This window comes from Phycisphaeraceae bacterium (genome assembly GCA_019636655.1).
In the GTDB taxonomy this organism is placed as follows: domain Bacteria; phylum Planctomycetota; class Phycisphaerae; order Phycisphaerales; family UBA1924; genus JAHBXB01.
This window is the reverse complement of the sequence record JAHBXB010000001.1, coordinates 373,587-395,682: the sequence shown is the minus strand read 5'-3', so window position 1 is coordinate 395,682 and position 22,096 is coordinate 373,587. Positions and strand designations below refer to the sequence as shown.

Genomic DNA, 22,096 nt, shown 5'->3' with positions numbered 1-22,096 from the left:
TTGGACGTGCACGGTGATCTGTCCCAAGTAAAGCGGCACGCTCGGGTGAGATTGGAGAACCAGAACCACCCACCGGCGGCAATCGCCTACCGGATCTTGACGTTCTTGAGGGTGACGGTCCATGGGCGGTTGTTGGCCTTCGCGGGGGGTGAACTGCCGCGCACGGTCCACCTGAGTCCGAGGACGCCGTTTCGGATAGTCCCGTTGCCGCCCTCGGTTCGGCTGATATTGAACCTGGGGGCTCCGCGCGGGGGCTGCGTTTGCTCCACCGAGTTCACCGCCAGGTTGCCGCGGGAGAGGGTGCAGGAGACGCGGAAGGTTTCGCCGGTGCCGGGCCGCACGACGCGTAGCACCACAGTCGATCCATCGCGTTCGATCACGGTGACCTGCGCATTCACGGGGTTCTGCGAGTTGTGGTTGTAGAGGTTCCCGCTCCCGGATGCGTTCAGCGGCAGCGGGTCCGCGTTGTCGGGCTGCCTGCTATCGGCAGGCCGCTTTGCCGGGTCCATCGGTTCGGGTGGGCTTCCGGCGACAATCGGTTTGACACGAACGGACTCGATCACCACCGCGCCGTTCGCCGCGGAAACCTCGATGCCCTTGGTTTCGTGATTCGATGCGGTCGAGAGATCCACGGGGCGGGCGAAGCCGAGGTCCGCGCTCACGTGATCCTCCCGCACGGAGAGCAGGAGGCGAACGGGACCGTCGTCGATGGGGAGCGAAGGGAGCCTCAGCCGCCTGCCGTCCGCCAACGGGATATCGAGAAGGACCACGCACCCCTTGCCGCGGCACGTGCCGTGGACATCGACGCGGTACTCGCCCTCTGATTCGGCGTCGACCACGAGCGTGTCATCCGTCGACGCGAGGGTGCGCTCAGAGTTGACGAGGTCGGGGCCCCAGGGCACGAGGTCCCACTGGGACCAGAACTGGGCCGCATCGGCCGCGAACAGCCGCTCACCATCGGGCGAGAGGAGGGCGTCGTTGTATGCCTTCTTCATCTGGGAGGCGGCCTTGCGGTAGGCCTGCTCGAGTTTCTCGCGGGACTTCGTGTCCGGGATCGCGCCCGTGGCGATGAATTCCTTGATCTCTTCAAGGACCTCGGCGGTTGCCTCGGTGTTGTCCTTGAGTTTCTTCGCCTGCTCCTTCTTCGATTCCAACTGGGCGGAGATCGCCCGCCGGATGTCGTCCATGGCGCGTTCGTACTGCTCGCGGCTCTTGCTGAGGATTGCCGCGGCGTCGCCGTCCACAAGCGTCGCCATCGTCGAGCGAGGGGCGAGGATGGCGAGGGCGGCGGCGATCAGGACGGCGAGGATTCTCTGATGATGTGTGCGGCGGGGTGTTGGCATGGGCGTGCCTCCGGTGTTGAAGAGACGCGTGCTTGGAGATGGAGCATACCGGACGCCGGGTCGCGCACGAACCACTGATGCGGGGGGCACGAGCGGGTTTCAGATGCCGGGGGCTGCCGCCCCCCGGCACCCCCCGCTTAGGACAGACAGCGGGCCTGGGGTGTCGATCGTCGAGGACTTCTCGCTTCACCCCAGGCTACGGACTGGCAGCCCTTCGGGCTGAGGATGCGGTACACGAAGTGGAGACGGAGGAAGAGAGTCGGAAGTAAGGAAAGCAACGACAGGAGAGCGACAGAAGAGGGTTCGCAGGCTCAGGGGTAGTCCTGTCGGGTGGGGCGGATGATGACGTCGCCGATGTGGACGTGCGGGGGCTGGGTGAGGATGAAGGGGACGACGCGGGCGACGTCGGCGGGTTCGAGGACGGGGCCGATCTTGTCGACGACGGTCTTGAACCACTGCTCCTCGTAGCCAGCGACGCCCTGGAACTCGCTGACGACAAAGCCGGGGGCGATGAGCGTGACGCGGATGCCCTTGGGGGCGAGTTCGCGGCGGACGCCTTCGGTCATGCCGTGGACGGCGAACTTGGTGCCGCCGTACATGGACGAGAAGGGGGAGACGTGCTTCCCGACGATGGAGCCGATGACGATGATGTCGCGCGGGTGGGACCGCCAGGGGGTGGCGGCGAGGGATTCGAGCATGCGGGTCGCCGCGGAGCGGATGAGGCGGGCGGCGGCGAGGACGTTGGTGCGGATCATCTCCTCCCACTGACCTGGGTCGGAGGTGACGACCGAGCCCGCGAGGCCGCGGCCGGCGTTGACGATGACGGCATCGACGCCGATGGGGGCGGCGGCTGGGCTAGAGGGGGCGAGGCGGGAGGCGGCGGCGAGCATGGCGTCGATGACGGGCTGCTCGGCGGCGTCGCCGGCGACGGGGGCGACGCGCGGGACTGGGCCGGCGGAGGGGGAGGTATTGAGTTGGTCGGCGAGGGTGTTGAGCTTGTCGGCGCGGCGGGCGTTGATGACGAGGCGGCAGCCGCGGAGGGCGAGGGCCTGGGCGATTGCGAGGCCGATGCCGGCGGTGGCGCCGGTGACGATGGCGGTGCGGTTGGAGAGGTCGCTCATGGAAGGAGCGTACGCGGGGCGGGCGGGGCTACCAGTCGTCGGCCTTGGCGGTGGGCTTGGGCGGGGGCTGGTTGTCGGGGTCGAAGTCGACGGCGGCCATGTACTGAGACTTGCTGACGAACTCCTGGCGCATGGTGTTGACGTCGATGACGAAGTAGCGGGTGCGGGCGGAGCGGTCGGGGTCGCGGGAGTAGCCGTAGATGGAGCGGGTCTCGGGGACGGCGGAGATGGGGATGGACCAGTTGCCGGAGCGGGTGGCCCGGGTGACGACGGGGTAGTCGGCGGGGTCGAGGAAGACGCCGACGATGAAGCCGGGGTTGGTGATGCCGCGGAGGGTGACGTCGAGGCCTGCGGCGACGAAGTTGGAGCGGTAGGTCATGACGGCGCGGTCGAGTGAGAACTCGAGTTTGTGGGCGCCGCGGCGGGCTTCGTTGAGGTTCTGGAGTTCGAGCTCGACATCGGCGATATCGGCCATGGAGGGGAGGGTGACGGCGACCTCGCAGGTGCGGACCTCGGCCTTGCCGGGGAGGGTCTTGACGTCGGTGACCTTGGGAGCGGGGACGGGCTTGACGGTGTAGCGGTTGAGGACCTTGATGATGTCGAGCCACTCGTCCTTGGCGCCCTGGCGGTGGACGTTTTCGAAGCGGTAGACAATGGGGCAGGGGCCGGTGGTGGGCGTGGACTTGCAGCCGGGAGCGGCGGCGAAGAGGGCGGCCGCGAGGAGCATGAGGAGCGGGCGGGGCATGCTGACAAGATCGGCCGGAGGCGGCGGGGATGTCCAACAGAGCCACTGGAAGCGGGTGGCGGGGGACGGCGTGGGCGTAGAGTGAGGGATGTTTGGATCACATCTGTCGATCGCGGGTTCGATGAGCAACGCCCTTCGGGAGGCCGAGGGGCTGGGGTTGGACTGCGTGCAGGTGTTCACGAAGAACCAGCAGCAGTGGACACCGCCGCCGCTGAACGAGGGGGTGGTAACGGAGTGGCGGGGCGAGGTGAAGCGGCTGGGGTGGGGCGAGGAGCCGGCGCGGCTGGTGTCGCACGCGTCGTATCTAATCAACCTGGCCAGCCCGGATGATGTGCTGTGGAAGAAGTCGATCGACACGATGCAGGAGGAGATCGAGCGGTGCGAGCGGCTGGGGATCGGGCGGCTGGTGCACCATCCCGGTGCGCACACGACGAGCACGCTGGAGGAGGGGTTGGGGCGGATCGCCGCGGCGTATCGGGAGTTGTTCCGGCGGACGAAGGGGTACGCGACGGTGTCGTGCCTGGAGAACACGGCGGGGGGCGGATCGACGATCGGGCGGGGGTTTGAGGACCTGGCGAGGCTGCGCGGGATGATCGTGGAGGCGACGGGGGAGGCGGGGCGGGTGGGGTTCTGCTTCGATACGTGTCATGCGCACGCGGCGGGGTATGACATGGCGGGGCGAGCGAAAGCGGGCGCGGTGCTGGACGAGTTTGACCGGGTGTGCGGGATCGAGAATCTGAGGGTGCTGCACCTGAACGATTCGAAGGGGGCGTGCGGGAGCCGGCTGGATCGGCACGAGCACATCGGGAAGGGGACGATCGGCGAGGAGGGGTTTGCGGGGGTCCTGGGGCGGACCGAGCTGGCGGCGCTGCCGATGATCCTTGAGACGCCCAAGGGAGAGGCCGACAAAAGAGTGGCGTGGGACACGGTGAACCTGCGGGTGCTGAGGAAGGCGGCGGGGGTGCGGGAGGTGGCGGGAAAGAAGGCGGCGACGGCACCCGTATCGGGGGCCAAGGGCGGGGCAGGAGTGCGGAAGAGCCGGGCGGTCGGTCGATAACCGGGTGTCCGGGCGGAGGGAGCGAGGGCGGGGCGTATATTTTCGACCCCGGGGGCGGATGGGGCAGTACGTAGGGCGGGGACGGAGGGGACGGAAGAGGCAAGGGCTCAGACGACCATGATGCAGCGACACACCAGCGGGGCTCGGATGCGTGCGGTTCGAGCCGGGTGGCTGGCGTCCGCGGTGTGGTGTGTCGTGGCGGTGGGGTGCGGCGGGAACGGGGAGACGGCGTCGCCGTCGACGGCGGATCGGTCGGGCGGGGGCGGGCTGATCGCGAAGTCGCCGCAGGACCGGTCGAAGGTGCTGGTGAAGGAGGCGGAGGAGGCGGTGCGGCGCGGGGACCGCGAGACGGCGCTGGCGGACTTCCGGCGGGCGATCGAGATCAATCCTCGCGAGACGTCGGCGTTCATGGGGATGGGGGACCTGTTCCGGACCGAGAAGGACTGGGGCCGGGCGCAGGAGTTGTACGAGCGTGCGGCCTCGACCGACCCGCGGAACTTCGATGCGCAGTACCTCAACGGGCTGATGCTGCAGATGATGGAGCGGGTGTCGGAGGCGATCTCTGCGTATCTGCTCGCGCTGAACCTCAAGCCGGACGACTTCAAGGCGAATCTGAACCTGTCGGCGGCGTACTACCAGCTGGACGAGAACAGCCAGGCGCTGCAGTACGGGCGGAAGGCGGTGCAGCTGCAGCCGCGGAACGGGCCGGCGCGGTTTAACCTGGGGGCGATCTACGCGGCGATGAACCTGCACCAGGAGGCGGTGCAGGAGTACCAGCAGGCGGCGGAGTTGATGGAGCTGACGCCGTCGCTGCTGCTGAACCTCGCGGAGAGTTACGGGCGGCTGCGGCGGTTCGAGGAGATGCGGAACACGCTGATCCAACTGGCGGAGAGCGATCCGTCGGGCGCGGTGTGGGAGCGGCTGGGGTACGTGGCGTTCCAGCTGGGAAAGTACGACGAAGCGCTGACTGCGTTCGAGAAGTCGGTGGCGATGGCGCCGGACTACACGCCGGGGCTGAACGGGGTCGGGGTGTCGTACCTGAACGCGTGGATCAAGTCGGACTACAAGAACGCGACGGCGCACCAGAAGGGGATTGCGGCGTTGAAGAAGTCGCTGCAGGTGAGCCCGAACCAGCCGAAGATCCTGGAACTGGTGACGCGGTACACGAATCGCTGAGGTGCGCGGATGCCTGATGTGAAGGTGCTCGAGGCGTTCGAGACGCCGCGGGGTGTTGGCGGCGCGAGTTCGATCGTGATCGAGCACGTATCGGAGGAGTTCACGTCGCTGTGCCCGAAGACAGGGCACCCGGACTTTGGCGAGGTGACGCTGCGGTATTGCCCGGCGGCGGCGGGGACGAAGGCGGGTCGCCGGGGGTGCGTGGAGCTCAAGTCGCTGAAGCTGTACTACCAGTCGTTCCGCAACGAGGGGATTTTCTACGAAGCGGTGACGCACCGGATCCGCGAGGACCTTGTGCGGCTGATGAATCCGGTGTGGCTGCAGGTGGCGACGAGTTGGCGTGGGCGCGGGGGGATTCGGTCGGTGATCCGCGCCGAGCACGGGAGGGTGCCGGAGCAGTTCAGGGGGCGGTAGTCGCGGGCGGGGTGGCGTTCATTGGTGAGGGCTGGGCGGCGCCGAGGAGTTCCGCGGCTTTCCACGCGGCGGGGCTCCATGGCCCGACTCTCGTGATGTTGATGAGGGCTTCTCGCTGCGCGTCGGTGGTCGGGGGAGGCGGCGCGGAGCCCTTGGCGTAGGCATCGAGCAGGGACTGGGCCTCCCCGGCTTGCTGCTCGAGGAGGGAGCGACGGGGGTGATCGAGCCAGAGCATGGCCTCGGTGAAACGGTCGGCGGTGGGAACTTCGTGGCCCATATCGCGGAAGTCGTAGAGGTGGGAGGCGAACCCCTGGTTGCCGAGGATTTCGGCGGCGCCGGCGATGGGTTCGTGGTTGAAGTCCTTGGCGCCGGTCATGAGGGCGAGGCGGTGCGTCTTGATGAGGTCGAGACGCTGGGGCTCGGGGCGGGCGATGAGGGCGCGGTAGGGCTGGCCGGGCCGTGAGGAGGGGATCTTCTCCCAGAACTCGAAGCCGACGACCGGGATGGCGCCGGCGAACAGTTCGGGGAAGCCGGCCCAGAGCAGGGCGCTCATCTTGCCGCCGCCGGAGAGGCCAGAGGCGTAGATCCGGCGCCTGTCGATGTGGTAGCGGTCCATGGCGGTCGCGACGGCGTCGAGCGCGAGCTGGAGGCGGTCGCCGACGGGGCGCTGGTTGTCGGCGTTCATCGGCGCCACAGCGATGAAACCGAGGTGATCGAGCGCGGGGCCGAGGGACTGGGGGATGTTGCCGCCGGGGCTGGGATCGATCCACACGAGCAGACCGGCCGGAGAGCGGGGGTCGACGCCGCCTGATGGGAGCCGAATGTTGATGGTCTCGTGCGCGAGGATCCGCTTGGCGGGCGGAAAACGTGAGGAGCGGCGAGAGAAGAACCGCTCGCTGAGCGTGGGCTGGTCCATGGTGAACAGGCCCGGCTCGTAGGGCTGGTCGAGCGTGGCCTGGCGGCCGGGCTCGATGGAGGGGGCCGGCGCGGGCGTTGGGGGTGAGGAGGCGAGGTCGCCGCGGTACGGGTTCCACTGCGCGGCGAGGAGCGAGAAGGCATCGACCTTGAGGCGGTGGGGCGAGGAGGACTCGTTGTCGTCAACGTCGATGGGCTGGGCGAAGATCTGGCCGTCGAAGGTTCGGCGGATCTCGATGCGGCGGCGGGTATCGCGGGCGTAGAGGTGGAAGACGTACAGGCGGGTGGAGGTGTCGTCGCTCTGGGCCTGGCGGGTCCTCGCCGCGGGAGAGTCGGGACCGACGCACGCGTAGAGGCGGCGGAGATCGTCCTGCGACTCAAGGACCGCGAGGATGCCGGCGAGGCGGGCGGTCATGCCCGGTTCGGTGGAGGAGGAATCGAGGAAGGGGAGCGGGTCCTGCTCCGAGAGCGAGACGACGACCCGTTCGGGCCTGGACCTGGCGACGTTGAAGACCCGCTGGGCGTCGCACGGTGCGGGGAAGACGGCCAGGAGCAGTGCGGCGGCGATGAGCAGCAGTCGCGGCATCCATGTACGATAAGGGTGCGCTCGGCGAGGGGTTGCGGGAAAGGTCGGCTCTCACGGGGTCAATACGGTGTTGACGTGGATCCCGTGGCAGGTCTGGCTCATCGACGCGGCGGTGCGGATCGTCCTGTTGATCAGGGTGGTATCGCGCCGGCTGCCGGTGTCGGTGGCGTTGGCGTGGATCACGGTGCTGCTGTTCCTGCCAGTGGTTGGGCCGTTCGTATACCTACTGGTAGGCGAGAGCCGGCTGGGCCGGCTGCGGCTGCGGCGGCACGAGGAACTCTCGGCGGGCATGGACCGGATGGCGGTGGGGTTGTGGCTGCACCGGAACCTGCCGTGGGCGAAGGGGGAGAACGTCTTCGACCAGGTGGCGCGGTTCGGGACGGCTGTGACGGGGCTGCCGCCGCTGCGGGGCAATCACCTTGACCTGTTCGGGCGGAACGCGGAGATGATCGCGGCGCTGATCGCGGACATCGACCGCGCGGAGTCGTCGTGCCACCTGGTGTATTACATCTGGATGCCGGACACGGCGGGGCACGCGGTGGCGGAGGCGGTGATGCGTGCGTCGCGGCGGGGGGTCGCGTGCCGGGTGCTGGTGGACGGGGTCGGGGGATGGGCGTTTTTCAAGAGCGAACTGCCGCAGATGATGCGGAGCGCCGGGGTGCAGGTGGTGGAATCGCTGCCGGTGAGCTTCCTGCGGTTTTTGTTCGCGCGGATCGACCTGCGGAACCACCGGAAGATCGCGGTGATCGACGGGAAGATCGCGTACACGGGGAGCCAGAACATCACGGACGAGACGTTCCGGGCCAAGCCGCACCGGGAGACAGGCCCGTGGATCGACGCCTCGGTGCGGGTGACGGGGCCGGCGGCGCAGGCGCTGGGGCTGACATTCCTGATGGACTGGCAACTGGACGGTGATGAGGATGTGCGGGAGCTGCGCCGGTACCTTCCGGAGTTTCCGGAACCGGCGGCGGACGATTCGGTGGTGCAGGTGGTGCCGTCGGGGCCGGGGCCGTCGCCGGAGGTGATCCACCAGGCGCTGCTGGGGACGATGTACACCGCGCGCGAGGAGTTGATCCTGACGACTCCGTACTTCGTGCCGGACCCGGCGGTGGTGTCGGCGCTGCGGTCGGCGGCGATGCGCGGCGTGCGGGTGACGCTGGTGGTCCCGGCGGTGCTCGATGCGCCCGTGGTGGGAGCCGCGGCGCGGTCGTACTACCAGGAGTTGATGGACTCGGGCGTGCGGATCTACGAGTACCAGGGGGGGCTGCTGCACTCGAAGATGCTGACGGCGGACCGGGTGTTCGGGATCATCGGCTCGGCGAACATCGACATCCGCTCGTTCTGGCTGAACTTCGAGATCACGCTGCTGGTGTACGACTCGGAGTTCGCGAGCGTGATGCGGTTCCTGCAGACGGACTACATGAACCGCAGCGTGGAGCTGGACCTGGAGTCGTGGCGGCGGCGGCCGTTGGCGCGGAAGGCGATGGAGAACGCGGCGCGGATGCTTGGGCCGCTGCTGTAGCAGAGCGGCCGGCTAGGGCGACCGCCGACATCCTTCGACGCGCTCACGTCGTCGAGCAGCGATGTCGATTCGGACGCGTCTTGGGCACCGTTCGCCCGCACGGTTTGCGTCTGCACGCTCCTTAGAACTGGCGGGATGTTCTGTCGCGCAATCGGTGATCATGCCCGGAGGCTGCGGCCTCGCCGCAGAGAGCGGGGAAGGCCGCATCGACGATCAAGACGACAACACATCGGGCGGCCACTTTGCGCCGGGGGGAACCTCTGCTTCGTCGTGGAACAGGCCCAATAAAGGCCGTAGCCCCGTCGACGGTCGCTTTCAAGGGTCCGCTGATGCCGGAGGAAGGGGAAGCCCCTTCCTCCGGCACCTCTATCCCCCGAAAAGACCAAGCCGCGCCGACCACCGCCGCGACCCCCGGCTTTTTCTCCGGGCGGGGTTGCAGGGACGGTAGCCCCTGCATTGCAGACAAAGCGCCGCCAGTGGCACCAAACCTATTGGCGTGTGTCGGCACCTTGAGCGAGGTAAAGCGGCGTGCCTAGCCAGTACCCCGAGTGGCCTGCAAACTGATAGGCAAAAAACTGGAATGTCTGGGCCTGTGGCACAGATTGATTGCGGTATCCATCCAAAACGCGAGCCCAAGCAGGCCGCTCCACGCGGGTAACGCAAGAGCGATCTTCAAGCATCTTCCCCGCGTCATCGATATTCCAATTTGGATGGTGCTCTTTTCCCATTTCCTCAATCACACTGAGAACGTGCTGTCCAAAGGACGGAAGGAATCCGTCATCCTTGTCGTCCTTGCTAGCTAGTGGTCGTGCCCCAACAAGATGATCGCGGGATCCAGACAGCGCAATGGTCTGGCCATTTGCCTGGCCAACAAATAGGATGCTGTTCCACCGATAGTTGAAGACCCTTGCGGAAAAACTGCCGCTCATTAACCGACAGTTCTCGCCGGGCTTGCCCGGTGTATACACTCGCTTCATGTACTCTTCGAGTACAAGAAGCTTGGCGATGTACTCAGTCGGTCGGGCGTTGGCGGTCCGCTGTTCCTCACGAGCGGCCTTGAAGATTCCTGGAATCGACGCTTCGAGCGACGACTTGATTGTCTTGGTGATCCCCGGGTCCATTTGGGGATACAGCATGTCGATCTTCGCTTTTGACACATACACGTAGTACCGCATGCACAATAATAGAAGGTCGACTGCGCCGGAGTGTTTCCCCGCGGGTGCCCTACTGGCATGTATTGCAGACGAGATCGATGATGGGGCTGGCTCTCGACATCGGGGTCGACGACGGCCATCTCTGCCTCGGCCTTGGCTCGATTCCGGATGATGCAGACGAAGGCTCGGACGATGACGGCGATTGTGGTTGCGCCCCTCCCGGCACGCTCGCCGACACCGACCGGTTCCTCATCCACTTCGGCTGCGTCCCCCGCTCCCCCATGCTTGATTCATGTCGGTCGATGACTTCTCCACCTGACAGTCGTGAGGCATCGCGGCTCGCGAGTGCAGGTAGTACGTCGTCTTGAGCCCCAATGTGCGAATAGTTCCAGCAGAGCGCGTACATGTCACTCGGAGCCTTGCCGCTTGGGGCGGCGCGAGGGGGGCTGCCAGAGAGCCTCTACTCCCTCCAGAACGCGGTATAGACCACGCCGTCGGTCCCGACTTGATCTTCGGTTCGGATACCGCCCGCCTCGGCCGCGAGCTGCTTGACCATGCGGTTCTTGCCTTCCTGGTCGAAGGCCTGAAACTCCAGCACTTCTTCTTCGGTCCATTCGCGCCCCTTGGCGGCAACAAACAGATCGCGGAAGCTCATTGAGCAGCGACTCTGCGCGTCTGTGCGCTCGCTTGTGCTGTGCGCTGCAGTCCCGCCGCCAACGGATGGCGCTGTTGAGCAACCGGCCGCGGCGAGCATGCACAGCAGAAGCATGCACAGAGGAAGAAGGGGCGGCCGCATGGTTCGTCCCAGCGCAGCCCATGGCGAGTTCGATGAATCCGTGCTGGTCATCCTGTCAACCGTAGCACGCATCCCCGAATGTGCTCATCATCAGACCGTCGGCACGGTGCCGCCGTCGATCACGTATTCGCTCCCGTGGATGGAAGCGGCCCGGTCGGAGGCGAGGAACGCCACGAGTTCCGCGACTTCTTCCGGCCGTCCCGGGCGACCGATCGGGATTCCGCCCAGCGAATCGATGAGGCCTTGGCGGGCCTCCTGCTCAGTCGTCCCGGATCCGCTCGCGAGGCGGGTTACGAGGCGCTTTGCCGCCGCGGTCTCGATGAAGCCCGGCGCAACCGTGTTGACGCGAACTCCCTTGGGTCCGACCTCGTTTGCCAACCCCTTGCTGTAGGTCGTGAGCGCGGCCTTGACCGCGGCGTATGCGAGCGTCGCCTCGTACAGCGGCAGGCGGCGCTGGATCGAAGTGATGTGAATGATGACGCCGGAGCGGCGCTGGAGCATTCCCGGAATGAAGTGGCGATCGAACCTGACGGCTGCCATCAGGTTGAGGTTGAACGCGACCTGCCAGTGCTGATCGCTCATCGCTAGGACCCCTCCACTGGGCGCGGAGGATCCACCGACGTTGTTGATGAGGATGTCCACCCCGCCCATGCGGGCATCGATCTCGCCGATGACCGTTTCCACCCCCTCGAGAGTCGCGACATCGGCCTGGACGAACAGGGACGGCTTCTGTCCTTCGGGCAAGGCGGAGCGGGCAGTCGTCGCGACGAGCGCCCCGCCGGCGGTGAGGCGGCGAACGATCGCCTCGCCCATGCCCTGCGTGCCGCTTGTAACCAGAGCTCGCTTGCCGGCGAACTCCTTCGGGTCGGTCGCGAACTGTGGGGTATCGGCCATCATCGGATCTCCAGTCGGGTGATCTTCCCGTCATTGAGCATGAACTGGTAGCGGATATCAACCGGGCTTCCCGCGAACGTGCCCGACACACCGGCCGTGACGACCGTCGTCTCCGCTTGGTCAGCAACCGTCTTGACCACGAATGTCGGGCGGTACTTCGCGGTTGTCTTTTCGATTCATTCGCGCACGGCATCGCGTCCGCTGTATCGATGGCCCTCGTCCGTGACCACTGCATCGCGGGCGAACGCGGCGACGGCGGCATCGACGTCGTGCTTGTTCGCTCCGTCGAAGTAGTCGGCAACACACGGGGGCAGGGTTGGTGGCATGCTGGTGCTCCTTGCCGCGCTGGTCGAGCCAGGCCTTCACGCCTCGTTGCGACCAACGCAGGCTAGAGATACACTGCTGGAATGACAAGTACCAACAAAAAGGTATGGTACAGTCCAAAAGGTAAGGTATATCGCGGCCCATCCGCCGCGGCGGATGCCGCTCAGGACACCGAAAGGGCCCTGAAGATGCTCGAGGGCCGTTGGAAGCTGGTGATCATCTTTCACCTGTTCGTGAATCCGGTGCTCCGCTTCTCAGAGCTGGAACGAGCCATCCCGGCCATCTCGCAGAAGATGCTCATCCAGCAGCTGCGTGAGTTGGAGCGCGATGGGATCGTTCGGCGCACGGTTCATCCTCAGGTGCCGCCGAAAGTGGAATACGCGCTGACGCGTTTCGGGCAAGCGCTGTGTCCGGCGCTGGATGCGCTGTTGAAATGGGCGTCCTTGCGGGACTCCTTGGCGGGGAGGGGGCAGGAAGAGTCGAACGAGCAGAAGGGAAGCTGACCGGCGCCGTCTGTTGGTTGAGCGGTCGCTGTGCGCGAAGACTGCGATCACAGGGCACGTCGAGATGCGATGCGATGGCTGGCCTCGCATCGACCAGAGCCGGCTGCGCGCGGTCACGCCGACCGCTCCGTGCCACTAGGCTTCTCCATGGTGCCCGATGGCTCATCCCGGTTCCACACCACGCACTGGAGCCTCATTGCTGCACTCCCGCGACGGCATGACGTCGCCGATGGGCGTGCCCGGGAGGCCCTTGAGCACCTCTGCGGCTCGTATTGGCGATCGCTGTACGCCTTTGCCCGACTCAGCGGGTACGCCGCCGAGGATGCTCGGGACATCACGCAGGCCTTTCTGGCCAGGATCATCGAGACCGGCGGCCTGGGCGGAGCAGATCGCGAGCGTGGGCGATTTCGTTCGTATCTCCTCGGCGCCATGAAGCACTTCATGGCCAATACGCGGGAGCAGGCAGAGTCCAAGAAGCGCGGCGGCGGGCGGCGGTTCATCGAGGGCGACATCTCCGAGATGGAGTCCCGCATCAGCGCGGGTGCACGCTCGGCGTCGCCCGCGGATGCGGACAGGGCCTTCGATCGGAGTTGGGCCCAGGAGACGACCGCCGCGGCGCTCAAGGCACTTGAAGCCGAGTGGTCGGGCCGAGGCAGGGCGGACCAGTTTGCGGCGTTGCGGCCGGCTTTGACGGGTGAGATCGCCGACAGATCGGGCGTCGCCGGGAGGCTTGGGATGACCGAGAACGCTGCCGCAGTGGCCATCCATCGGCTCCGGCAGCGGTACGCCGCCCTCGTGCGTGAGGCCGTCGCGCGGACCGTTGCTCATGAGGCGGACGTTGATGACGAGCTGCGGTATCTCATCGCGGTGCTCAGAGAAAAATGAGCGAGCGTCTGTAATCTCTGGTCTCGGCCCCGTCAGGAAGTGGTGAACCAACCCACTGGGAGGCGCACCATGGATAGCACAACCCAAACAACTGACCCGAACCGATGCCCGGGCTGCGGGGTCGTGCTCGACGCTCCTGGCGGTCAGGGGATGTGCGCAGCCTGTCTGATGTCGGGGGTCCTGCGGGCCGGTGCCCGCACCGCTCCGGTTGACAACGACGCCGAGACGCAGCCCCTTGGCCCAACGGCTCCGCGGCACGATCGCGGCCGGGCCTCATTTGAACTCCCGTACGAGCTGGGCGGCTACACGCTTGTCGCGATCCTTGGACGCGGCGGCATGGGAACGGTGTACGAAGCCGTGCAGCGTTCAAGCGGCCGGCGCCTTGCCCTGAAGCTGCTCGCTCAGAGCCTGGACTCGCCCGAGATGCGCCAGCGGTTCCTTCGGGAGGGCAGGCTCGCTGCTCGCGTGAACCACCCTTCGAGCCTGTATGTGTTCGGCAGCGAGGAGATCGGCGGCATGCCCGTGATCACGATGGAGATCGCCGCCGGTGGCACGCTGCAGGACGCAGTTGACCGGCGCGGCCCGCTCCCGGTGACGCAAGCCGTTGACGCGGCACTGAGCGTGATCGATGGGCTCGAAGCCGCGCTTAATCGGGGGGTTCTGCACCGGGACATCAAGCCGTCCAACTGCTTCGTATCGCCGGATGGAACCGTCAAGGTCGGTGACTTCGGGTTGTCCGTCTCGACACTCCCGTCTGCAGACAGCTTCATGACGCAGACCGGCGGGGTCATGGGAACGCCGGCGTTCGCTTCACCGGAGCAACTCCGGGGCGACAATGTCGATGCACGATCGGACATTTATTCGGTCGGCGCGACACTCTTTGCGCTGCTGACCGCTCGTGCACCGTTCGAGGGCGCGAATGCCGTGCAGGTGGTCGCGAACGTGATCGATACACCGCCGGCGGACGTGGCGGAGCTCCGCGACGGCGTGCCGCCGGGGTTGTCACAGGTCATTGCACGATGCCTTGCGAAGGAGCCTGCCGGTAGGTTTGCGGACTACGCCTCGCTCCGAAACGCGCTGCTGCCGTTCAGCTCGGTCGTTCCCGAGCCGGCGACGCAATCACAGCGCACCGCGGCGGGCTGGATCGACTACCTGACCGCGTTCATGCCAACCTACGGAACGCTGATGATCGCCGTCGGTCCCGAGAGGCTCTTCATCCGGCCGCTGTACGAGTTCAGCTTCGCGGCTTGGCGGTATTACCTGCTCGTGTTCGCGGCTGGGTTTGGCTACTTCGCGGTGACCGAGGGGATCTGGGGCGCGGGTCTGGGCAAGTGGATCTTGAGCCTCCGTGTGGTCACGAAGGATGGGCGCGCTCCCGGGATGGGCCGGGCGCTGGCCCGGATTGCAATCCCGATCGCGACCATCGAGTGCGTCCGCATTCCGCTTTCCGTCGCCTTGTTGCCGGACGGCGAATGGACGGCCCTCAACTTGATGCTGTTCATCGGGCTCGCGACGTTCTGCCCATGGATCGCGGCGCTGCTCTGGATGCCCGCCCGCCGGAGCAACGGCTTCGCGACGGCGTGGGACCTGCTTACCGGAACGCGAGTCGTTGTTCGGCCGCGGGGCAGCCGGCGGCCCGCCGAGGCCGCTGCGGCTGACCCTGAAGAGACTGCCGACTCTGGGCTGTGCATCGGCCCGTTCCGCGTCACTTCGAACGTCACACCGGGAGAGTGGCTCCAGGCAAACGACCCGGAGCTGCGCCGGCAGGTTTGGCTCATCCGTCACAACGGGAGGCCGGTATCGGAAGCCCGGCGGGCGGCGGCTCGCCCGGGCCGAGCGCGCTGGCTGCAGGAAATCGAAACAGAAGGTGAAGTCTGGGATGCCTATGAGGCCGATCGCGGCGCGTCGTTTTGCGAGCGGGTGGCTCAAGGCCTTGTGCCATGGTCCACGATGAGGTATTGGCTGCACGACCTCGCCGTCGAACTCCGATCGGCCGAGCGTGATGACACGCTGGCCGCGTCGTACAGCCTTGGCCAGGTCTGGATCACTGATGATGGGCGCGCGATGCTGCTCGATTCACCGTGGCCATGCGCCGGTGACCCCGGGGAGTCGGTCGCCGTGGACAGTCTCGACGGCCAGCAGCAGTTCCTTCAGCGTGTCGCGGATCATGTTGACCCCCTGAGCGTGCCCCTGCATGCCCGGCCGGCGCTGCAGAACCTGCGATCTCGCTCATTCGAGAAGCTCACGTTTCTCGCGGGCACGCTGAAGGGCTTGCTCAACAAGCCGGCCGACATCAGCCGCGGCCTGCGCGGCGCATCGCTGTTCGTGATCCCGGGCTACGCCTCCGTCGCGACATTCCTGGGAATCGCCGCGAACACCGACCCGTCCGCGGGACCGATGACCTGGGCGGGACGAGCCGCGATCGCCGTGCTGGTGATGATGAACTCCATAGCCCTGTTCGACTTCATCCTTGCGTTCTGGCGCAAGTCGACCGGACTGACCACCTTCGGCCTGGAGGTGGTGACTGAGTGTGGCCGGGCCTCGCGGTCGCGGATGCTCGCGAGGAGCGCGATCATGTGGCTCCCCGTTGTCGTGCCCACCGGCGTGCTTGGCGTCATCGCGATGGCAAACGGGACCTGGATCCCATTCAATCAAGCCGCGATACTCGGCGCCGTCGCCTTCTCGGTTGCGATCGTCATCGCCGTCTCGGCACTCCGAAGTCCTGCCCGAGGCCTGCACGACAGGCTCGCCGGTGTGTGGGTCGGCCGACGCTGATCGGCGACTACGCGTGGTGGCGGAGGTGGGAGAGCCAAGCGGCGGCCGAGGTGGGCATGGCGCTGGAGACGCGGGCGGCGAGACGGCCGATGGTGCTGGTCGCGTGGGAGAGGCCGGACCAGAGGTCGCCCATCCTGCGGCCGACGACGCGGTGGGCCTGCTCGCCCGCCGCGGCGAGGAGGCGGGTCATCGGCTCGTCGACGTGCTCCTCGCTGAGTTTGAAGGTCGAGTGGTGCATGGGGAGCAGGACGCCGCGGGCGGGATCGGAGGCGGACATCCTGCTGAACATGGACCAGACCTGCTCGGGGTTGGCGTGGGCGTGGTCCCAGGGGTCGTAGGCGCCGATGCCGAAGATCGCGAGATCGACGGCGCCCAGGCCGTCGAACGCGTGGGTGTGGGCGGTGTCGCCGGCGAAGAGAACTCGGGTGGAGTGGCGGCCGTGGGACTGGATGAGGTACGAGTTGAAGCCGCGGCGGCGGTCGCAGGCGAAGCGGGCGCCCCAGTGGGCCGGGCGGTGGGCGGAGATGGAGACCGAGCGGCCATCGGGGGCCGGGAGGTCGATCTGCTGGGACCAGTCGAGTTCAACAATCCGTCCGAAGCCGCGGGGTATGAGGCGGGAAGTCTTGCGGGCGGTGATGACGGCGGTCTGGTCGGAAACGAGCCGCTTGAGGGTCGGGCGGTCGAGGTGGTCAAAGTGAGCGTGGGAGAGGAGCACGAGGTCGGCCGCGGGGAGTTGATCGATGGGGATCGGAACGGGGGCCAATCGCCCGACGCCGACGGTCACGGGGCCGAGTTTCACGCCGACGCGCTCGGAGAAGACCGGGTCGGTGAGGATCGTGAGGCCGTCGGGACCACCGATGCGCAGGAGCACGCTGGCGTGACCGAGCCAGACGGCGGCGAGATCGTGGGAGGCCCAGTCGGCGAGTGGTGTTGCCTGATTGAGCGGGGAGAGGCCGAAGGGCCCGACGCCGGCGCGACGCCGGAGGGAGGCGATGACCTCCTTCGGATAGCGGCGCATGCCGGAGGCGGTCATGGCGGCGGCACGCTGCAGTCGGTTCCCGTTCAGACGAACTCCTCGGTTCTGCTTGGGAACGTCGGTCGATTTGGGGTGTGGGCTCACGAGGTGACGTTCTCCGGAGGACATTATCGTCCGGTTCCCGTCGGCGGGACGCGTGGAGCGGATTGGGGCGCTCGACGCGTTCATCTGATACGTTGTGAGGCGGCGAAGGTTCGGAAGGTTCGGTAGGGCAACGGCCGGGTGAAGGAGAGCAGGATGCGATTGACCTTCTTTGGTGCGGCCGGGGAAGTGACGGGGTCGTGCTACTCCGTCGAGTGCGGCCGGTCGCGGGTCATGCTGGACTTTGGGATTTTTCAGGGTGACCAGGACGCGGACGAGAAGAACCACCGGCTGCCGGAGATCGACTTTGGCGCTCTGGATGCGGTCGTGCTCACGCACGCGCACCTGGATCACAGCGGACGGATGCCGATCCTTGAGGAGGGCGGGTATGCGGAGCCGAGCAAGGACCGTGGCCGGGTGTGGGCGACGGAACTGACGGAGCAACTGACGGGAATCATCCTGAAGGACTCGGCGGGGATCATGGCGATGGATGCGGAGCGGCGGTCGCGCGGGAAGCCGACGCAATCGGCGATGGCGGACCGGCCGCTGTACGGTGAGGCCGACGTGGCCAGGTTCATGAGACGGTTCTCGACGGCCAGGTACGACGAGCCGGTGGAGGTCGCCGAGGGGGTTCAGGTGCGGCTTCTGCGTGCGGGGCACATCGCCGGGGCGGCCAGCGTGGAGATGACGCTGAGGGAGGGAGGGAGGTCGGTGGTGGTGGTGTTCTCAGGGGACCTCGGACCGATCGGGGCGCCGATGCTGTGGGACCCGGTGCCGCCGACCGCGGCGGATTGGCTGATCCTGGAATCGACCTACGGCGACAGGGACCACAAGGGGCTGGATGCGACGCTTCAGGAGTTCGCGCGGGTTCTGTCGGAGGCCGCCGCGGATCGGGGTGTGGTGCTGATCCCGGCGTTTGCGGTGGGGAGGATGCAGGAACTGGTCTACCACCTTGGGGAACTGGAACGGGCGGGGACGCTGCCGCAGCTGGAGATCTACGTCGACAGCCCGATGGGGCTGGAGGTGACGAACCTGTACCGGTCGCACGCGAGCGGGGCGGACGAGGAGACGCAGGACCTGCTGGCGAAGGGGATCAGGCCGCTGAAGTATCGCGGGCTGCACTACGTGCGGACTGCGGATGAGAGCAAGGCGCTCAACGGGATCTCGGGGCCGGCGATCATCATCTCAGCATCGGGGATGTGCACGGGCGGGAGGATCGTGCACCACCTCAAGAACCGGCTGGCGAATCCGAACACGCGGGTGCTGTTCTGCGGGTACCAGGGGCGCGGGACGCTGGGGAGGCGGCTGGTGGATGGAGCAAAGAACGTGCGTGTGCTTGGGGCGGACATCGAGGTGCGGGCCAAGGTGCACACGCTGGGCGGATTCTCGGCGCACGCAGGGCAGTCGACACTGGTGGAGTGGGCCTCAGCGATGAAGGCGTCGAAGCCGCCGACGCTGCTGACGCACGGCGAGGATCGCCAGCGCGAGGCGCTCGCGGCGCGGCTGAAGCGGGACCTGGGGTTTCGGACGCACCTGCCGGTGTATGGGGAGTCGATCGACCTCTAGCGGGCGGGTTTCGGCGGAGCGGGAATCAGGAGGCGGCGCGGCAGCGGCGGCAGACGCCGTAGAGAATCAGTTCGTGGCCCTCGACGCGGAAACCCTGCGGGGCGAGGGGCTTGAGGTCTCCGGGGCAGCCGTGGACCTCGAAGACGCCGCCGCAGCCACGGCAATGGAAGTGGTGGTGATGGGCCTTGCCGGCTCGCTCGTAATGGGGCGATTCGCCGGGGATGCTGACAGGGACGAGCCACCGCTCATCGACGAGGGCCTTGAGGGTGCGATAGACGGTAGCGAGGCCGAGGCGGGGGACCTTGGACTTGGCGTGCCCGAGCACCTCGAGGGGCGAGAGGGGACGGTCGGCCGCGTCGAGCACCTCACGGATGGCTTGGCGCTGTCGGGTCTCGCGGATTGGGGCGTGGCGGGGCATCGGCTGAGGAGGGTGGCCTACTTCGAGGGGGTGGCGCGGAGGCGGTAGATACGACCGGGCTGATCTGAACTGAAGAGGATGGAGCCGTCGGGCATCTGGACGCAATCGACGGGTCGCGCGGCGACGTTGTCGCCGGCATCGATGGTGTCGACGACCTTGAGGAGCCCGTAGGGGCGGCCGGTGGTGGGATCAAAGAGGACACGGGCGATGCAGTAGCCGACGCGGAGCGAGGAGTTCCACGAGCCGTGGCAGGCGACGAAGGCGTCACCGTTGTGGTCCTTGGGGAATGCGCCGGTGCGATCGTTGATGGCCGGATCGATGAAGCACCAGCCGTTGGTGGCCCAGTGGGCCCCTACTTTCCATTGCGGCGGAATGGTCTTCTTGGCGAGGTCGTGGATGTCGGCGCGATCGCGGTATTCGTAGCGGGGGATGCGGTCGCCGACGATGAAGGGATGGCCGTAGAAGCCACCCTTGGTGTAGAGGTTGAACTCATCGGACGGGTTGAGATCGGTGATCGGCTGGTCGATGCCGGGGCGGTCGCCGAGGGGTTCGCCGAAGTTGTCGGAGCCGTGGTCGAATCCCCAGATCTCGCTGGTGCCGGGGCGGATGCGGAGCTTCTCGGTGTTGCGGATTCCGCTGGCGAAGAGCTGCTTGCCGGAGCCGTCGAGGGAGAAGGACCAGATCTTCTGTCGGTCGGTCTTGGTCTGATCGGAGATGTTGCTGCCGTCGCCGATGGAGGTGTAGAGGCCGTCGGGGGTGACGAGGAGGGATCTCCACCAGTGCGTCCCGCCGCGGGGCATGGAGCCTGCGGGGACGATGTCGACAACCTCGTCGGCGACGCCGTCGGCGTTGGTGTCGCGAGCCTTGTGGATCGAACCGGATGTGGCGAACCAGAGCCACCCATCGAAGAAGCAGAGGCCATGGACGAGCGGCTTGTTGGCGACGAAGATGGTGCGCGAGTCGAATGTGCCGTCGCCGTTGGTGTCCTTGAGGGCGACGATCTGGCCGGATCGCGGCAGGGAGCAGTAGACGGTGCCCTGGTCGTCGACCTCGAGGAAGCGTGCCCCGGGGAGGTCCTGGACCGCGACGGTGACCTCGTAGCCCGGGCGGACCTTGAAGCCGTCGACGACCGCTGGGAGGAGCTGGGCGTTCGCGGCAACCGGGAACGACGCGAACACAGCGGCGAGGACGAGCGGGAGCACGTATCGGGTCAAGGTCGGTCTCCGGGGCAGACGGGATTGGGCGGCGGCGAACTGTACACGCAGGCGGAGGGCTCAGGGCTGCCGGGGCATCATCCGGGCGCGAAGCCACGACGCGGCGGCGTCGAGCGCGGCGGGGTCGATGGTGGTCTCGATCTGCATCGCTTCCTCCGGAGAGCCGGTGACCGCGGGCTGCAACAGGTGGGAGAGACCGGGGAGCCGGGTCACGGTGACGTCCTTCGCAGGCGACTGGCGGATGGCGGCCTCGGCCCTGGGGAGGTTGTCGTCGGTTGGGATGACGGTGTCGAGCTCTCCCGCGAGAACAAGAACGGGGCAGCGGATGCCCCGATAGGCCGGGAGCGGATCGGCGCCGAGCCACTCGCGCCGGTGCGGGCGGGTCGAGGACATGTAGAACTCGCTGGCGAACTCGTTGATGGTCGAGGCGTTGAGCCCGACGATGTCGGCGCGGTTGGTGTCGATCATGGCCTGCAGATCGGCCTTGATCATGGCGAGAAGGGTGGTCTCGTCGGCGCCCTCGGCGACGGCGCGGAAGAGCGCCAAGCGGCGGTCGCGCCGAGCCGCGGCGTAGTCGGGGTCCTCGCCCTGGCCGAGCATGGCTCGCAGTTCCCGCGCGGCGACGAGCTCGGCGCCGGGGAGTGCCGGCGGCGCGATGAGAATGAGGGCGGCGATGGACGGGTCGGCTGCCTTCGCGGCCGCGAGCGCGGCGACGGTGGCCCCCTCTCCGACGCCGATGAGGCCGATGCGTGAGCGGTCGGTGTCCTTGCGGCCCGCGAGGAAGCGGGTCATCGAGAGGGCGTCGTCGACGAGGCTGCTTGTCGTGACGGAGGAGTAGTCGCCGGCGGAGCGCCCGACGCCGCGATCATCGCAGCGGAGCACCGCGAACCCGGAACGGGCAAGGGAGGCGGCGAGGACCGTGAAGGGCTGGTGGAGTTCGGTGTCGAAGTTCCGGCCCTGGGCGCCCTCGTCGCTCAGGAGGATCAACGCCGGGAAGGGGCCGGGGCCGTCGGGAAGAGTCAATGTGCCCGCAATGGAGGAAGAGACGTCGCCCTGGTCGAAGGCGACGTCCTCGGCCCTGAAGGGGTACGGGGGCCGGGGCTGCTGGGGCCTGCGAGGGACGAGGAGCAAGGCGGCCTCGGGTGAGACCCGCTTCATCGCGAGACGAAGGGCGGTTGCCTCTCCGACCACGAAGCTGCCCTCGGCGGTCTCGGCCCCGTCCGCGCGGGTGGCATTGACCAGGTTGCGACTGCCATCGGGGGAACGCATGGCAAAGCGGAGTTCGGTAGGGGTGATCTCGATTTGTTCGAGGGGGACGGCGACTGCGCCGCCGATGCCCGGGGCCGGAGCGATGTCCATCGTGCCGACCCACGCTCCGGCGTCGAGTGAGTCCGGCTGGGGGGGAACGGGGATCAGCGTAAAGACCGCTTCGATGGCGGCGCCACCGGGGAGCTGGATAGTGCCGGCCCAGTGCTGTGTTTCTGCCTCGGGCCCGGGCTGGGCGAGGGCGAGGGCGGGCGCAAGGATCCATGAGATCAAAGGAACGAACCAGCGTGGTGCCATCAGGTAAA

The 22,096-nt window shown here is 67.1% G+C and carries 21 protein-coding genes; 8 read left to right on the top strand and 13 right to left on the bottom strand.

From position 1 onward, the window contains the following. Positions 1–86: 86 nt before the first annotated feature. The 3 genes from KF745_01720 to KF745_01710 form a co-directional block, all read right to left on the bottom strand. Complete coding sequence (locus tag KF745_01720; protein ID MBX3357124.1) at positions 87–1,343, bottom strand: hypothetical protein; 1,257 nt, start codon at positions 1,341–1,343, stop codon at positions 87–89. A 311-nt stretch (positions 1,344–1,654) separates the two neighbouring features. Continuing rightward, positions 1,655–2,464 (bottom strand): SDR family oxidoreductase, encoded by an 810-nt coding sequence (locus KF745_01715; protein MBX3357123.1) that lies wholly within the window; start codon positions 2,462–2,464, stop codon positions 1,655–1,657. 28 nt (positions 2,465–2,492) lie between these two features. After that, on the bottom strand, positions 2,493–3,209 hold the full coding sequence (locus tag KF745_01710; protein MBX3357122.1) for a hypothetical protein: 717 nt from the start codon (positions 3,207–3,209) through the stop codon (positions 2,493–2,495). 88 nt (positions 3,210–3,297) lie between these two features. Between KF745_01710 and KF745_01705 the strand changes: the two genes are divergently transcribed. The 3 genes from KF745_01705 to queF all read left to right on the top strand — a co-directional run bounded on the left by KF745_01705 (position 3,298) and on the right by queF (position 5,856). After that, the gene (locus KF745_01705; protein ID MBX3357121.1) at positions 3,298–4,266 is read left to right on the top strand and encodes a deoxyribonuclease IV; all 969 of its coding nucleotides are present in this window, start codon (positions 3,298–3,300) and stop codon (positions 4,264–4,266) included. Positions 4,267–4,383: 117 nt separating this feature from the next. After that, positions 4,384–5,442, top strand: coding sequence for a tetratricopeptide repeat protein (locus KF745_01700; GenBank protein MBX3357120.1), 1,059 nt, complete (start codon positions 4,384–4,386; stop codon positions 5,440–5,442). A gap of 9 nt (positions 5,443–5,451) precedes the next feature. Then, a complete protein-coding gene (gene queF, locus KF745_01695) occupies positions 5,452–5,856 on the top strand; it encodes a preQ(1) synthase (protein ID MBX3357119.1) in 405 nt (134 codons plus the stop codon). Here queF and KF745_01690 read toward each other — a convergent pair. Next, a complete protein-coding gene (locus KF745_01690) occupies positions 5,843–7,357 on the bottom strand; it encodes a prolyl oligopeptidase family serine peptidase (protein ID MBX3357118.1) in 1,515 nt (504 codons plus the stop codon). The two genes, queF and KF745_01690, sit on opposite strands and share 14 nt — an antisense overlap. 67 nt (positions 7,358–7,424) lie before the next feature. Here KF745_01690 and cls point away from each other — a divergent pair, with 67 nt between their 5' ends. Next, positions 7,425–8,879 carry a cardiolipin synthase gene (gene cls / locus KF745_01685; GenBank protein MBX3357117.1) on the top strand — a complete coding sequence of 485 codons (1,455 nt, stop codon included), beginning with the start codon at positions 7,425–7,427 and terminating at the stop codon, positions 8,877–8,879. Positions 8,880–9,367: 488 nt separating this feature from the next. Here cls and KF745_01680 read toward each other — a convergent pair whose 3' ends face one another. The 5 genes from KF745_01680 to KF745_01660 form a co-directional block, all read right to left on the bottom strand. After that, a complete protein-coding gene (locus KF745_01680; GenBank protein MBX3357116.1) occupies positions 9,368–10,054 on the bottom strand; it encodes a hypothetical protein in 687 nt (228 codons plus the stop codon). A gap of 439 nt (positions 10,055–10,493) precedes the next feature. Further along, positions 10,494–10,688 carry a hypothetical protein gene (locus KF745_01675; GenBank protein ID MBX3357115.1) on the bottom strand — a complete coding sequence of 65 codons (195 nt, stop codon included), beginning with the start codon at positions 10,686–10,688 and terminating at the stop codon, positions 10,494–10,496. A gap of 231 nt (positions 10,689–10,919) precedes the next feature. After that, positions 10,920–11,723: an SDR family oxidoreductase gene (locus KF745_01670; GenBank protein MBX3357114.1), complete on the bottom strand. Its 804-nt coding sequence runs from the start codon at positions 11,721–11,723 to the stop codon at positions 10,920–10,922. Beyond that, complete coding sequence (locus KF745_01665; GenBank protein ID MBX3357113.1) at positions 11,723–11,863, bottom strand: hypothetical protein; 141 nt, start codon at positions 11,861–11,863, stop codon at positions 11,723–11,725. The genes KF745_01670 and KF745_01665 overlap by 1 nt, the downstream gene beginning before the upstream one ends. 36 nt (positions 11,864–11,899) lie before the next feature. After that, positions 11,900–12,049 carry a nuclear transport factor 2 family protein gene (locus KF745_01660; protein ID MBX3357112.1) on the bottom strand — a complete coding sequence of 50 codons (150 nt, stop codon included), beginning with the start codon at positions 12,047–12,049 and terminating at the stop codon, positions 11,900–11,902. An 81-nt stretch (positions 12,050–12,130) separates the two neighbouring features. On the opposite strand from KF745_01660, the gene KF745_01655 reads away from it, so the two are divergent. The 3 genes from KF745_01655 to KF745_01645 all read left to right on the top strand — a co-directional run bounded on the left by KF745_01655 (position 12,131) and on the right by KF745_01645 (position 16,210). Then, on the top strand, positions 12,131–12,550 hold the full coding sequence (locus KF745_01655) for a helix-turn-helix transcriptional regulator (GenBank protein MBX3357111.1): 420 nt from the start codon (positions 12,131–12,133) through the stop codon (positions 12,548–12,550). 147 nt (positions 12,551–12,697) lie between these two features. Further along, positions 12,698–13,435, top strand: a complete 738-nt coding sequence (locus KF745_01650; protein ID MBX3357110.1) for a hypothetical protein — start codon at positions 12,698–12,700, stop codon at positions 13,433–13,435. A gap of 69 nt (positions 13,436–13,504) precedes the next feature. Beyond that, positions 13,505–16,210 (top strand): protein kinase, encoded by a 2,706-nt coding sequence (locus KF745_01645; protein ID MBX3357109.1) that lies wholly within the window; start codon positions 13,505–13,507, stop codon positions 16,208–16,210. A 7-nt stretch (positions 16,211–16,217) separates the two neighbouring features. On the opposite strand, the gene KF745_01640 is transcribed toward KF745_01645, so the two are convergent. After that, positions 16,218–17,330, bottom strand: coding sequence for an MBL fold metallo-hydrolase (locus tag KF745_01640; GenBank protein ID MBX3357108.1), 1,113 nt, complete (start codon positions 17,328–17,330; stop codon positions 16,218–16,220). Positions 17,331–17,483: 153 nt separating this feature from the next. On the opposite strand from KF745_01640, the gene KF745_01635 reads away from it, so the two are divergent. After that, positions 17,484–18,893, top strand: coding sequence for an MBL fold metallo-hydrolase (locus KF745_01635; protein MBX3357107.1), 1,410 nt, complete (start codon positions 17,484–17,486; stop codon positions 18,891–18,893). A 25-nt stretch (positions 18,894–18,918) separates the two neighbouring features. Here the strand turns inward: KF745_01635 and KF745_01630 are convergent, their stop codons facing one another. Genes KF745_01630 through KF745_01620 form a run of 3 tightly spaced genes read right to left on the bottom strand, consistent with a single transcriptional unit; the run spans position 18,919 to position 22,088 of the window. Continuing rightward, the gene (locus KF745_01630; GenBank protein ID MBX3357106.1) at positions 18,919–19,311 is read right to left on the bottom strand and encodes a transcriptional repressor; all 393 of its coding nucleotides are present in this window, start codon (positions 19,309–19,311) and stop codon (positions 18,919–18,921) included. A 17-nt stretch (positions 19,312–19,328) separates the two neighbouring features. Continuing rightward, complete coding sequence (locus tag KF745_01625) at positions 19,329–20,525, bottom strand: PQQ-dependent sugar dehydrogenase (GenBank protein ID MBX3357105.1); 1,197 nt, start codon at positions 20,523–20,525, stop codon at positions 19,329–19,331. A 60-nt stretch (positions 20,526–20,585) separates the two neighbouring features. Then, positions 20,586–22,088 carry an alpha/beta hydrolase gene (locus KF745_01620; protein MBX3357104.1) on the bottom strand — a complete coding sequence of 501 codons (1,503 nt, stop codon included), beginning with the start codon at positions 22,086–22,088 and terminating at the stop codon, positions 20,586–20,588. Positions 22,089–22,096: the final 8 nt, after the last annotated feature.